The organism is Azospirillum brasilense (assembly GCF_008365405.1).
Lineage (GTDB): Bacteria > Pseudomonadota > Alphaproteobacteria > Azospirillales > Azospirillaceae > Azospirillum > Azospirillum brasilense_D.
This window is the reverse complement of sequence record NZ_QOKV01000004.1, coordinates 251,828-265,024: the sequence shown is the minus strand read 5'-3', so window position 1 is coordinate 265,024 and position 13,197 is coordinate 251,828. Positions and strand designations below refer to the sequence as shown.

Below are 13,197 nucleotides of genomic sequence, written 5' to 3'. Positions count from 1 at the left end.
ACGTCAGAATCCGGACGGCTGCCCGCGCGTAGCCTTTGTAACCCGGCCGTAACATCGCTATAATACGCGCCCGGAGCCGGCCTCAGCGTCATTGCCGGATTTCCCATCGACCAAGGGCTCAGTGCAACAGTGCGCGGCGTGGAGGACCCCATCCCCACGGTGTGTCGTTGTCACCGGGCCTTTTTCGCCCCCTCCACCGGGGCGGCAAAATGGCGCGATCGCGAGAAGTGAGAGCCAACCCAAATGTCGAACAAGCTTGACTTCGAGGCCGGTGACTTCGTCGTCTACCCGGCCCATGGCGTCGGTCGGGTCGAGGGAATCGAGACCCACAGCATCGCTGGCATGGATGTTCAGCTCTACGCGATCACGTTCGAAAAAGAGCGCATGACGCTCAAGGTTCCGGTCGGGAAGGCCAAGGCCGCCGGGCTGCGCCGCCTCAGCACGAAGGACCGCATCAAGGTCGCCCTGGAGACGCTGCAGGGCCGTTCGCGCGTCCGCCGCACGATGTGGAGCCGCCGCGCTCAGGAGTATGAGGCCAAGATCAACTCGGGCGACCCGGTGGCCATCGCGGAGGTCGTGCGCGACCTGTACCGCGGCGCCGACCAGTCCGACCAGTCCTACAGCGAGCGCCAGATCTATCAGGCCGCCCTGGAGCGCCTGGCCCGCGAGCTGGCCGCCGTCGAGAAGATCGACGAGACCAAGGCCACCGAGCGGCTGGAGCTGGTCCTGAAGAAGGCCGCCTGATTCCGGATCGAGCCCGTTCCCCGTTTCGGGGGCGGGAACCGGTTCGAGAGTGTGATGTTGACGATGAAGGCGCGGCGCTTTGGCCGCGCCTTTGTCTTAAGTTTTCGTCTTTCGCCGGGTCCGCGCGGCGCCTACACTCCCGCCCCCGGCCTGTTCTGGGCCGGTCCGTGACCGCTGGATGGGGTGAGCGTCTCCGGCATGTCTGAAGCGCAGAAATTCATCGATCTCCGAAACCCGCGGCGCATCTGGGCCGTCGGCTCGATCCACGCGCAGACGGACCATCTCCACGCCGTGCACGAGGTGATCGCGGCGCGCTTCCTGCCCGGCGACCGTCTCGTCTATCTCGGCAACATGGTCGGCTGGGGCGAGCGGGTGCTGGAGACGGTGGACGCGCTGCTGGCCTTCCGCACCTGGCTGCTGAGCTGGCGGGGCATGGAGGCCGGCGACATCGTCTATCTGCGCGGCGCGCAGGAGGAGATGTGGCACAAGCTGCTCCAGCTCCAGTTCGCACCCGATCCGCAGCAGGTGCTCGACTGGATGACCCGCCACGGGGCGGGGACCACGCTGGCCGCCTATGGCGGCACGGTGGAGCAGGGCATGGCGGCGGCCCGCGGCGGCACCATGACGCTCGGTCGCTGGACCCAGGGGCTGCGTCAGGCGATGCACGCGCAGCCCGGTCACGAAAATGTGTTCAACACCCTGCGCCGCGCCGCCTACTGCACCGGACCCGAGCAGGGGGAGGGCGGCGTGCTGCTGGTCAGCGCCGGCGTGGACATCCGCCGCCCGCTGAACCACCAGGGCGACGCCTTCTGGTGGGGCGCGCCCGGTTTCGCCCAGATGTCAGGGCCTTACGGGGGTTTCGCCCGCGTCGTGCGGGGCTGCGACCCGGCCCGCAAGGGCGTGGCCGTGACCGACCGCGTGGCGACCCTGGACGGCAATTGCGGGTTGGGTGGGCATCTCGTTTGTGGATGCCTGTCGCCTTCGGGTGAGATCCTGGACCTGTTCCAGGTCTGACCCATCTCCCTTTTTCCTAACCGTCTTACCCATCCCTTCGGCTTCCGCCACCGAATCCCTTCCGGTGCGGATGATCCGAAACGTCTTGTGCTGCGTATGACGTGCAACAGGGCGAGGGGAACGGCTGTTGTCCCAACCGTCGGCACCCCACGGCGAATTGGCCGTGACGAACCGACGGATCATTGGACCTGAGGGGGCCTGTCCCTTCGGACTCCGCAGCACAGGGCACGAGCAGCCTGAAACGCGGCCGCCCAGACGGGAAGGAAGGGACGTATGGCCTACATCGACGATCCCGAGACTCAGCGCGCGAACCTGAGTTTCATCAAGGCTTCCATGCGCGAGCCTCTGCTGACGCGCGATCACGAATTCGATCTGGCCCGCAAATGGCGCGAGGGCGGTGACGAACGGGCCCTTCACGAACTGGTCCGCGCCTACACCCGGCTGGTGGTGGCGACCGCCGCGCGGTTCCGCAACTACGGCCTGCCCATGGGCGACCTGGTGCAGGAGGGCAATGTCGGGCTGATGCAGGCGGCCAGCCGGTTCGAACCGGACCGCGAGGTGCGCTTTTCCACATACGCGGCCTGGTGGATCCGCTCGGCCATGCAGGATTACATCCTGCGCAACTGGTCCATCGTCCGCACCGGCACCACCGCCGCGCAGAAGTCGCTGTTCTTCAACCTCCGCCGCCTGCGCGCCCGCATCGAGAGCCTCAGCCAGGGCGGCACCGGCCCCGGCAACGGCCTGACCAAGGAAGGGCGGGAGTGGATCGCCGGTGAACTCCAGGTCGACGTGACCGAGGTGGAGGCGATGGAGATGCGCCTGTCCGCCTCCGACCAGTCGCTGAACTCCCCGGTCGCCGACGGTTCCGACGACGACTGGCAGGACTTCCTGGCCGACCAGCGCCCCTCGCCGGAGGACGTGGTGATCGGAATGCGCGACAGCAACACCCGGTCGCAATGGCTGGCCGAGGCGTTGGGAGAACTCAGCCCGCGCGAACGCACCATCATCCAGGAGCGCCGCCTGCGCGAGGAGGGCGCCACCCTGGAGCAGCTGGGCCGTGAGCTGGGGGTGAGCAAGGAGCGCGTGCGCCAGCTCGAACACCGCGCGCTGCTGAAGCTGCGCCAGTCGATGCTGAAGCGGGTCGAGGGGTTCGGGGACCTGTTGGCGGACGCGTAGCGGACGGCTTTGCCCCCTCCCCGGCCCTCCGCCGCTGGGCGGGGGAGGGCCGGGGAGGGGGGCGGTCGGCTACGCCTTCTCCTCCTCCCGAACCGCCCCCGCACCATCTCCATCCCCATCCAGAGTGACCCGCCACACCTCGGTGGTGCCGGTGCGGCCGCGGAGCGTGCGGTCGCCGACGCAATCCAGCGGCGCCGCGCCGTCGCCCTGGAAGGCGGTGGCGGCGCTGGACAGGACGATGACCTCCTCGTCCCCCTGCAGGGCGGAGGCAAGCTCTTCGATGCGGGCGGCGACGTTCACGGTGTCGCCGACGATCGTGTAGTTGATGCGGTTTTCCGACCCGATGTTGCCCACCACCACCGGTCCGGAATGCAGGCCGATGCGCACGCGGATCGGCGGCAGCCCCTCCGCCGCGCGGCGGCGGTTGCCCTCGCGCACGGCGCGGGTGATGGCATGGGCGGCGCGCAGCGCGCGGGCGGCGTGGTCCGGCTGTTCCTCCGGCGCGCCCCAGAAGGCCATGATGGCGTCGCCGATGAACTTGTCCACCGTGCCGCCCTCCGCCTCGATGCAGTTGGCGAGCAGGGTGAAATGCTCGTTCAGCAGGGCGGCGGTGTCGGCGGCGCCCATATGCTCGGCCATGCGGGAGAAGCCGCGGATGTCGGTGAACATCACCGTCACCTCCCGCTCCTCCGACTGGAAGCTGGTCAGGCCGCCGCGGCGGTGCATCAGCCGCAGCACCAGCGCCTTCGGTACATAGGTCTCGAACCAGCGCAGTCCGGCGATCATGGCGTTGAAGGCGCTGTTGGCGCGGGCCAGCTCGCGCAGGCGCGAATCGGGCAGCTCGGCGATCTCGCGGAACTCGAAGGTCCGGACGCGGTCGGCGGCTTCGGCCAAGCGGGCCACCTGGGCGCTGATGCGCCGCCCGACGATCAGGGCCACCGCCACTGAGATCAGCAGGATGCCCAGCCCGGCGAGGCCGGTGGTGTAGAGGCGGCGGACCTCCGCGCTGGCCTCGTTCGCGCGGAAGCTGATGCCGATGGTCCAGTCCTGCTGGCCGTAGCCGGCCATGCTGCGCATCAGGAACAGGTAATCCTCGTCCAGCACGCTGACGATACGGCCCTCCACCCGCTTCTTCAAGGCGTCCACCGGCTGGCCGGTCTGCCAGAGCGCCGCCAGCGCCGGGTCGGCCACCTGATCGATGCGCGGCAGGGGCGGGCCGTCGGTCTTGGTGGAGAAATCGAACTTCATGCCGGCCAGCGACGGGTGGGCCAGCACATGCTGCCGGTCGAACAGGACGAAGGCGTTCAGCCCCTGCTCCACATAGAGCGTGGACAGGAAGCGCGACAGGTCGCCCAGCGACACGCCGACGACCACCTGCCCCAGATAGGTGCCGTTGCGCCGCACCGGCTGGAACAGGGTGACGAAGCTGGTCCCCGCCTCCTTCGACCACAGCGGGTCGGCCCAGACGGCGGTGGTGCGGTCGGCGCCGTTGCGCAACTCCGGTCCCAGCTCCGGCTCGTGGCGCAGATCCTCCCGCCCGATGTGGAGCTGGTTGCCCAGCCGGTCGGCGCGCAGGCCGGTGCGGTCGGGGTGGAAGAAGGCGATGCCCGTCACGTCCGGCGCCCCGGCCAGCGCGCCGCGCAGCGTGTCCTGGAGCGAGCGGGAATCGGCGGGGTCCAGCTCCCCCCGCTCCATCAGTCCGGCCACGAAACGGCCCATGTCCCGCGCGGGGTTGAGCTGGTTGCGGATGCGCACCTCCACCCCCGACAGGGCGAGGTCGGCGCGGTCGTTCAGCAGCGTGAAGGTGTTCCGGCTGGCGCTGACGAGGCCGAGCACCAGCACGCTCGCCACCGCCAGCAGCATCAGCGACCCGAAGCCCGCCACCAGCACCGCCGCGATGGGCAGGCGCAGGCGCGGGCGGCCCAGCGCGGGCGGGCGCGTCCGGCGCGGACCACCCTTTTTGCGCACGGCCTCCTTAAGCCCGGAGACGCGCAAGCCGGTTCGCGGAAAACGCCGTTTGGTGGGGTGGTCAGCCATGGCGCGGAGCCTACAGGACGCACGCGGCCATCGGCAATCGGCCATCGCGCCGCGTCCCGCAACGGTCACCCCGCCTTCAACCGGGCGCCATCAACCGGGCGCCATCAACCGAGCGCCGTCAGCCGGTGATGATCTTCATCGGACGTCCGGGCTGGATCGGCGTGCCCGGCGGCAGATCGTTGATGATCCGGAACAACTCTTCCGCGTAAGGCTCCCGCGGCATCTGGCGGACGAAGCCCTCCACGCTGTCGCCGGGGCGGGCGGTCTGCACGCGGATGCGCCGGGGCTGGTAGGACGCGGCCTCCTGCCGGGTCAACCGACGGAAGCTGGTGGCGGTCTGGCGGAAATCGGCGTCGAAGCGCGACAGCGCGCCGCCGGGGGCCAGGAAGGTGAAGCGGTAGAGCGTGCCGGAGTCGGCGCGGATGGCGACCAGCCGCACATCCACAGCCCCGGCGTCGGTCTTGCCCTGGGTCAGCGCGGTGGCCGCCGGCATGCCGTTGACGGTGAAGGATTGCAGGTCCCGCAACGGCGCCCCCTGCGCCCAGCTGCCGGTCAGATAGGCGGCGGGGTCGCTCGCGCCCGGCGCCTTGCCGCCGTCGAACACGATGGCGCCGCCGTTCGGCCCCTTGGCGATCACCTGCTGCGCCCCGTTGAGCAGGCTGTAGCCCTGCGGCACGTCGAAGGCGATGCCAAGCTGCGGGTGGGCGAAGCTGCGGCCGCGGACGAAGCCGTTCTCCGGGCTGTCGCCGTAGATCACCCCGTCCATCGCCGCCATGTAGGGATCGACGGGCCGCGCCCCGCGGGGCAGCTCGCGGGCGAGGGCCGCCGCCTCGTCCACGCGGGACGCGGTCTGCGGGTGGGTGGCGAAGAAGTCGAAGCCGCCCTCCCCGGCACCCTTGCCGGAGCGCAAGCCGGAATACTGGGTGTCCCGGCGCATGGTCTCCAGGAAGGTCGCCATGGCGAAGGGGTCGTAGCCGGCGCGGTGGAGATACTCGATGCCCAGCCGGTCGGCCTCCGTCTCCTGGCCGCGCGAGTAGCGGGCGAGCAGGGCGGTGCCGCCGATGTTGGCGATCTGCGCCAGCTCCGGGCTGCCCAGCACGAGGCCGATGCCGGCGGCGAGCAGCCCGGCGATGGTCTGGTTGGTCTGCCGCTCCCGGCCATGGTGGGCGATGACGTGGCCGATCTCGTGCCCCAGCACGCTCGCCACCTCCGCCTCGTCCTTGGCGAGCGCCAGCAGGCCGCGGGTGATGTAGACGTAGCCGCCGGGCAGGGCGAAGGCGTTGACCACGTCGCTGTCCAGAACCGTGAAGGTCCAGGGGCCGGAGCGGTCGGTCTGGGCGGCCAGCCGATTGCCAATGTTGGTGATGTAGGCCTGCAGCCGCTGGTCGGGGTAGGCCCCGCCATACTGGGCGAGGATCTTGGGATGCTCCTGCGCGCCGATCGACTCCTCGCTGCCGCCGAGGAGCTGGGCGCTGGCCGGGGCGCAGGCCGAGGTGAGCAGCAGGACGGCCAGCCCCGCGGCGGCGATCCGGCGCAGCGGGGACGATGATCGTTGATGTTGATGATGCCCCCTCTCCCGCCCCGGGAGAGGGAAGGGGCCCGCGCGAAGCGCGGGAAGGGTGAGGGTAATGCCAAGAATCAGCCCCTTGATCCTCGTGCGACCCTCACCCGGCGCCTTCGGCGCCACCCTCTCCCGGGACGGGAGAGGGGCTTGGCGGCAACACTGATTGTCGCGCGGAAACAGGGAAGACGGCTTGCGTTCGGTCGTCGGTTCGGGCGTCATGAGTCGTCATATCGGAAGGGGGCTCGCAGAGATCAAACTCCCCGTCCGGCTCGCCTGTTCCACGGCTCTATCCCTTCGCCCGCCATGCCGCGCCGCATTCCTTCGCTGATGCTGTCCGCCCTGCTGCTGATGGCGAACACCGCCGGGCCGCCGGAGCTGCGCGTCGCCGCGGTGACCGACGGCGCCACGCTGCTGCTGGAGGACGGGCGCAGCCTGCGTCTGGCCGGCATCGAGCCCGCAGCACCGCCCATGGGGGCGGAGCCGGGCGCCCCATGGCCTCTGGCCGAGGCGGCGCGGCAGGCGCTGGCGGAGCTGGCCGTCGGGCAGCGCCTGACGGTGCGGGGAGAAGCGCGGACCGACCGGCACGGGCGCCTGCTGGCGCAGGTGACGCGCGGCGACGGGCTGTGGCTCCAGGGCGAGCTGCTGGCGCGCGGCCTCGCCCGCGTCCACACCCGGCCCGACGCCCGCGCCCTGGCCCGCGAGATGCTGGCGGCGGAGGCCGGCGCGCGGGCGGCCGAGCGCGGCATCTGGCGGACCCGCGCCTACGCCGTGCGGCCCGCCGACCCGGACGCGCTGCGCCGGGACCGCGACAGCTTTCAGGTCGTCGAGGGGCGGGTGCTGCGGGTCACCAAGGCGGGCGGCGACGCCTATCTGGATTTCGGCGAGGACTGGAAGACCGACGTCACGGTTCACATCGGGCGGGCCGCCTTCCCGGCCTTCGTCGCCGCCGGCATCGACCCGCTGTCCTACGAGGGGCGGGCTGTCCGGGTGCGCGGCTGGGTTGGCTTGCGCGCCGGTCCGCTGATCGAGGCGACCCATCCCGAGCAGATCGAGCGGCTGGACGGCGAGCGGCTGGACGGGGCCGGCCCGCCCGTCCGTCCGACGGTGCGCCCTTCCGCTCCGCCGCCGGAGCTTTCCGACGACGAGGAGGAGTGAGCCTGTGGCGGACGCCGGACGGGCGCCCTACACTGGCTTCCATTCGGCCCGGACTGACAGGACCTCCTTCATGCCCCGCAGCGAGCTTTTCCCGCCCATCGACCCCTACCAGACCGGCTTCCTGCCCGTGGACGAGATCCACACGCTCTATTGGGAGCAGTCGGGCAACCCGCGCGGCGTGCCGGTGCTGTTCCTGCATGGGGGGCCGGGGGCGGGCGCCTCGCCGACGCACCGGCGTTTCTTCGATCCCGGCCACTACCGCATCGTCGTGATGGACCAGCGCGGGGCGGGCCGCTCCACCCCGCTGGGCGAGGTCCGGCGCAACACGACCGAGCTGCTGGTGGAGGACGCCGAACGGCTGCGCCGCCATCTGGGAATCGAGCGCTGGCTGCTGTTCGGCGGAAGCTGGGGATCGACGCTGGCACTGGCCTACGGGCAGACCCATCCGGAACGCTGCCTGGGGCTGATCCTGCGCGGCATCTTCCTGATGCGGAAGACGGAGATCAACTGGTTCCTCCACTCCATGCGCACGATTTTCCCGGAGGCCTGGGCGGCCTTCGCCGGCCACATTCCGCCGGAGGAGCGCGGCGACCTGCTGGAAGCCTATTGGCGGCGGCTCAACGCGCCGGATGCGGCGACCCGCATGGCGGCGGCGCGGGTGTGGAGCCTGTACGAGGGCTCCTGCTCCTCGCTGCTGCCCTCGCCGGAGCTGATCGCGACGAGCGCGGAGGACACCCACGCGCTGGGCCTCGCCCGCATCGAGGCGCACTACTTCCGCTCCAACCGCTTCACCCCGGAAGACAGGCTGCTGCGCGACGTGCACCGCATCCGGCATCTGCCGGGGGCGATCGTCCAGGGCCGCTACGACATCGTGTGCCCGATCGCCAGCGCCGACGAGCTGCGCCGCGCCTGGCCGGAGGCCGATTACCGCGTGGTGCCCGACGCCGGCCATTCCGCCATGGAGCCGGGCATCCGCGCCGCCCTGGTCCAGGCGACGGAGCGGTTCAAAGAGTACCGGTAGCGAAGGGGCGCGCGCCGGACCCGTCATACCTCTCCCGCATTCGCTTCCCCTTGCGTTGCGGCGTGGCCGCGCGTATAACCCTGCGCTCCAACGGGCGGCGAGGCCGGGTCCGAGACCCAGGGCATGCCCAACCGCCAGTCGGGACCATCCAACGCAAGGATCGAAAATGCCCAAGCTGAAGACGAAGAGCGGCGCCAAGAAGCGTTTCAAGGTGACCGCCACCGGTAAGGTGCGCGCCCAGGCGGCCTTCAAGCGCCACTGCCTGGAGCAGAAGAGCCCGAATATGAAGCGCAATGCGCGCGGCATGATGACCCTGGCCGAACCGGACCAGAGGATCGTGCTGAAGAACTGGCTGCGCAACGCTTGATATCGTAAGGGAATCTGAACCATGGCTCGTGTTAAGCGCGGCGTCACCACGCACGCCCGTCATCGCAAGATCCTGAAGCTCGCCAAGGGCTACCGGGGTCGCAACTCCAAGAACTTCCGCATCGCGATCGAGAAGGTCGAAAAGGCCCTTCAATACGCGTATCGCGATCGCCGCAACAAGAAGCGCGATTTCCGCGGCCTGTGGATCCAGCGCATCAACGCCGGTGTCCGCCAGTACGGCCTGACCTACTCGCGCTTCATCAACGGCATCAAGCTGGCCGGCATCGAGATCGACCGCAAGGTCCTGTCGGATCTGGCCGCCCGTGAGCCGGAGGCCTTCAAGGCCATCGTCGATCAGGCCCAGGCCGCTCTCGCCTCCAAGGCCGCCGCCTAAAGGGTTCGCCGCGCAAGCGGAAACCCCGGTCCGGCGCCGGACACGAAAGAAGGGAGCCGTGCCTCTGGGCCGGCTCCCTTTTTCTTTACGCTCGCACTTCCTTATGGCTCGCGGGAAATGACATGCTCGATGCGCTGAAAGACGAACTCCTGTCGCAGGTCAACGCCGCTGGCGACCTCGCGGCCCTCGAAGAGGTGCGGGTCACCGCGCTCGGCAAGAAGGGGCGCATCACCGGCTTCATGAAGGAGCTGGGCGGGCTGTCGCCCGACGAACGGCGCGAGCGCGGCCAGCAGCTCAACGCGCTGAAGGACGAGATCGCCGCCGCCATCGACGGCCGCAAGGCCGACCTCGCCCGCGCCCATCTGGAGGCCCGCCTCCAGGCCGAGCGCATCGACGTCACCCTGCCGGTCCGTCCGGAGACCGAGGGGCGCATCCACCCGATCAGCCAGACCATCGATGAGATGGTGGCGATCTTCGCCGAGATGGGCTTCAGCGTCGCCGAGGGGCCGGACGTCGAGGACGACTTCCACAACTTCACCGCCCTGAACTTCCCGCCGGGCCACCCCGCCCGCGACATGCACGACACCTTCTATCTGCCGGATGCCGGGGATAAGAAGATGCTGCTGCGGACCCACACCAGCCCGGTGCAGGTCCGCACCATGCTGAACAAGAAGCCGCCGATCCGCATCATCGCGCCGGGCCGCACCTACCGGTCCGACTACGACATGACCCACACCCCGATGTTCCACCAGATCGAGGGGCTGGTCATCGACGAGGCGACCCACATGGGCCACCTCAAGGGCTGCCTGATCGAGTTCTGCCGCGCCTTCTTCGACGTGGACGACCTGCCGCTGCGCTTCCGCCCCAGCTTCTTCCCCTTCACCGAGCCGTCGGCGGAGGTGGACATCGGCTGCTCCCGCAAGGGCGGCGAGCTGAAGCTCGGCAATTACGGCGACTGGCTGGAGATCCTGGGCTGCGGCATGGTGCACCCCAACGTGCTGGAAGCCTGCGGCATCGACAGCACCAAGTACCAGGGCTTCGCCTTCGGCATGGGGATCGAGCGCGTGGCGATGCTGAAATACGGCATCCCCGACCTGCGCACCTTCTTCGAAGCCGACCTCCGCTGGCTGAAGCATTACGGCTTCGTGCCGCTCGACGTTCCCAGCATGGCCCAGGGCCTGACGCGCTAAAGGAGCCGGACCCATGAAGTTCACGCTGTCCTGGCTGAAGGACCATCTGGAGACCGACGCCACGCTCGACCAGATCGTGGAGACGCTGACCGCCCTCGGCCTGGAGGTCGAAGGGGTGGAGGACCGCTCCAAGGAGCTGAAGCCCTTCCGCGTCGCCCACGTCGTCTCCGCCGAGAAGCACCCGGACGCCGACAAGCTGCGCGTCCTGGTCGTCGACACCGGCACCGAGAAGCTCCAGGTCGTCTGCGGCGCGCCCAACGCGCGCGCCGGCCTGAAGGGCGTCTTCGCGCCGGAGGGAGCCTACATCCCCGGCTCCGACATCACGCTGAAGAAGGGCGTCATCCGCGGCGTCGAGTCGAACGGCATGATGTGTTCCGAGCGCGAGCTGAAGCTGTCGGAGGAGCACAACGGCATCATCGAACTGCCCGAGGACGCGCCGGTCGGCGTCGCCTACGCCGACTATGCCGGTCTGGGCGACCCGGTCATCGACATCAGCCTGACGCCGGACCGCGCCGACTGCGCCGGGGTGCGCGGCATCGCCCGCGACCTCGCCGCCGCCGGTCTGGGCCGGCTGAAGCCGCTGGCTGCCGAGCCGGTCAAGGGCGCCTTCGCCAGCCCGTTCGGCGTGACCATCGAAGCGCCGGACGCCTGCCCGATGTATGTCGGCCGCTACTTCCGCGGCGTGAAGAACGGCCCGTCGCCGAAGTGGCTGCATGACAAGCTGGTGGCCATCGGCCTGCGCCCGATCTCGGCGCTGGTGGACATCACCAACTTCATCACCTTCGACCTGTCGCGCCCGCTGCACGCCTTCGACGCCGACAAGGTCAAGGGCGGCATCGTCGTCCGTCTGGCCCGCGAGGGCGAGACGCTGCCGGCGCTGAACGGCAAGGAATACCCGCTCGACCCGAGCATGACGGTCATCGCCGATCATGAGCGGGCCGAGGCGCTGGGCGGCATCATCGGCGGCGAGGCGTCGGGCTGCACCGAGACGACGGTCAACGTCTTCCTGGAGGCGGCGATCTTCGACACCGTGCGCACGGCGCAGACGGGCCGCAAGCTGGGCATCGAGTCGGACGCCCGCTACCGGCTGGAGCGCGGCGTCGATCCGGCGGCCGTCGTGTCGGGGATGGAGCGGGCCACCCGCCTGATCCTGGAGATCTGCGGCGGCGAGGCCTCCGACCTGGTGATCGCCGGTGAGGAGCCGCAATGGCGCCGCACCCTGACGCTGCGTCCGGGCCGCGTCGCCGCCCTGGGCGGCGTCGACGTGCCGCGCGACGAGCAGACCCGCATCCTCATCGACCTCGGCTGCGAGATCGTCGGCGAGGATGTGGACGGCACCCTGCGCGTCGTTCCCCCCTCCTGGCGCGCCGACATCCACGGCGAGGCCGATCTGGTGGAGGAGGTGCTGCGCATCCATGGCTTCGACGCCATCCCGGCGACCCCGCTGCCGCGCGACAGCGTGCTGACCCGTCCGGCCCTGACCACCAAACAGCGCCGCGTCGGGCTGGCCAAGCGCACGCTGGCCGTCCGCGGCCTGTCGGAGGCGGTCACCTGGTCCTTCATGGCCAGTCCGGTGGCCGCGCTGTTCGGCGGGGTTGGCGAGGGGCTGACGCTGGTCAACCCGATCAGCGCCGACCTGGACGTGATGCGCCCGTCGATCCTCGGCAACCTGATCCAGGCCGCCGGGCGCAACGCCGACCGCGGCCACGCCGACGTCGGCCTGTTCGAGGTCGGCCCGGCCTTCCGCAAGCCGTCGCCGGACGGGCAGGACCTCGTGGCCGCCGGCATCCGCGCCGGCAACGCGGTGCCGCGCCACTGGGCGGAGAAGGCCCGCGGCGTCGATGCCTACGACGCCAAGGCCGACGCGATGGCCGTGCTGGAGGCCGCCGGCGCGCCGGTGACCAACCTGCAGGTCACCACCGACGCGCCGGGCTGGTACCATCCCGGCCGCTCCGGCGTGCTGCGCCTCGGCCCGACGGTGATGGCCCGCTTCGGCGAGATCCACCCGACCGTGCTGGACACGCTGGGCGTCAAGGGGCCGGTGGTCGGCTTCGAGGTGTTCCTGGACGCCATCCCGCTGCCCAAGAAGAAGGGCGGCACGGGGCGTCCGCTGGTCCAGCTCTCGCCCTTCCAGCCGCTGGAGCGCGACTTCGCCTTCGTCGTCGGCAAGGACGTGGAGGCCGACAAGCTGATCCGCGCCGCCAAGGGCGCCGACAAGGCGCTGGTCAAGGACGTGACCGTCTTCGACGTCTATCAGGGCACGAACGTCGAGGAGGGCAAGAAGTCCGTCGCCCTCTCCGTCACGCTTCAGCCGACCGAACGCACCCTGACCGAGCCGGAGATCGAGGCCATCGGCCAGAAGATCGTCGCCGCGGTCGCCAAGGCCACGGGCGGCAGTTTGCGCAGCTGACGTTTGCGCACCTAAACCAACGCATCCAAAGGCTGCGGATCCGGAAAAGGATTCAATCTCGTAGGACAAAGTTCGGGCCTCCGTCGCAGGGCGGGGGCCCATTGTTTTTCCATGTCCGGATGGAAC

The 13,197-nt window shown here is 69.9% G+C and carries 11 protein-coding genes; 9 read left to right on the top strand and 2 right to left on the bottom strand.

Annotation, left to right across the window (positions count from 1 at the left end):
* The first annotated feature begins 243 nt into the window (after positions 1 to 243).
* From DS837_RS09775 to DS837_RS09765, 3 genes are all read left to right on the top strand, one after another.
* Positions 244 to 744, top strand: a complete 501-nt coding sequence (locus DS837_RS09775) for a CarD family transcriptional regulator (protein WP_014238739.1) — start codon at positions 244 to 246, stop codon at positions 742 to 744.
* A gap of 198 nt (positions 745 to 942) precedes the next feature.
* Positions 943 to 1,758 carry a hypothetical protein gene (locus tag DS837_RS09770; protein WP_149164555.1) on the top strand — a complete coding sequence of 272 codons (816 nt, stop codon included), beginning with the start codon at positions 943 to 945 and terminating at the stop codon, positions 1,756 to 1,758.
* A gap of 273 nt (positions 1,759 to 2,031) precedes the next feature.
* Positions 2,032 to 2,934: an RNA polymerase factor sigma-32 gene (locus DS837_RS09765; RefSeq protein WP_149164554.1), complete on the top strand. Its 903-nt coding sequence runs from the start codon at positions 2,032 to 2,034 to the stop codon at positions 2,932 to 2,934.
* Between the two features lie 69 nt (positions 2,935 to 3,003).
* Here the strand turns inward: DS837_RS09765 and DS837_RS09760 are convergent, their stop codons facing one another.
* Both DS837_RS09760 and DS837_RS09755 read right to left on the bottom strand, forming a co-directional pair.
* On the bottom strand, positions 3,004 to 4,902 hold the full coding sequence (locus tag DS837_RS09760; RefSeq protein WP_247889843.1) for an adenylate/guanylate cyclase domain-containing protein: 1,899 nt from the start codon (positions 4,900 to 4,902) through the stop codon (positions 3,004 to 3,006).
* A 187-nt stretch (positions 4,903 to 5,089) separates the two neighbouring features.
* Positions 5,090 to 6,658: a M48 family metalloprotease gene (locus tag DS837_RS09755; protein WP_247889842.1), complete on the bottom strand. Its 1,569-nt coding sequence runs from the start codon at positions 6,656 to 6,658 to the stop codon at positions 5,090 to 5,092.
* A gap of 204 nt (positions 6,659 to 6,862) precedes the next feature.
* Between DS837_RS09755 and DS837_RS09750 the strand changes: the two genes are divergently transcribed.
* The 6 genes from DS837_RS09750 (at position 6,863) to pheT (ending at position 13,071) form a co-directional block, all read left to right on the top strand.
* Positions 6,863 to 7,690: a thermonuclease family protein gene (locus DS837_RS09750; RefSeq protein WP_247889841.1), complete on the top strand. Its 828-nt coding sequence runs from the start codon at positions 6,863 to 6,865 to the stop codon at positions 7,688 to 7,690.
* A gap of 70 nt (positions 7,691 to 7,760) precedes the next feature.
* On the top strand, positions 7,761 to 8,711 hold the full coding sequence (pip, locus tag DS837_RS09745) for a prolyl aminopeptidase (protein WP_149164551.1): 951 nt from the start codon (positions 7,761 to 7,763) through the stop codon (positions 8,709 to 8,711).
* A gap of 166 nt (positions 8,712 to 8,877) precedes the next feature.
* Positions 8,878 to 9,078 (top strand): 50S ribosomal protein L35, encoded by a 201-nt coding sequence (gene rpmI / locus DS837_RS09740; protein WP_149164550.1) that lies wholly within the window; start codon positions 8,878 to 8,880, stop codon positions 9,076 to 9,078.
* 21 nt (positions 9,079 to 9,099) lie between these two features.
* Positions 9,100 to 9,471 (top strand): 50S ribosomal protein L20, encoded by a 372-nt coding sequence (gene rplT, locus DS837_RS09735; protein WP_014238729.1) that lies wholly within the window; start codon positions 9,100 to 9,102, stop codon positions 9,469 to 9,471.
* 122 nt (positions 9,472 to 9,593) lie between these two features.
* Positions 9,594 to 10,661, top strand: coding sequence for a phenylalanine--tRNA ligase subunit alpha (pheS, locus tag DS837_RS09730; protein WP_014238728.1), 1,068 nt, complete (start codon positions 9,594 to 9,596; stop codon positions 10,659 to 10,661).
* A 13-nt stretch (positions 10,662 to 10,674) separates the two neighbouring features.
* Positions 10,675 to 13,071, top strand: a complete 2,397-nt coding sequence (gene pheT / locus DS837_RS09725; RefSeq protein WP_149164549.1) for a phenylalanine--tRNA ligase subunit beta — start codon at positions 10,675 to 10,677, stop codon at positions 13,069 to 13,071.
* Positions 13,072 to 13,197 lie beyond the last annotated feature (126 nt).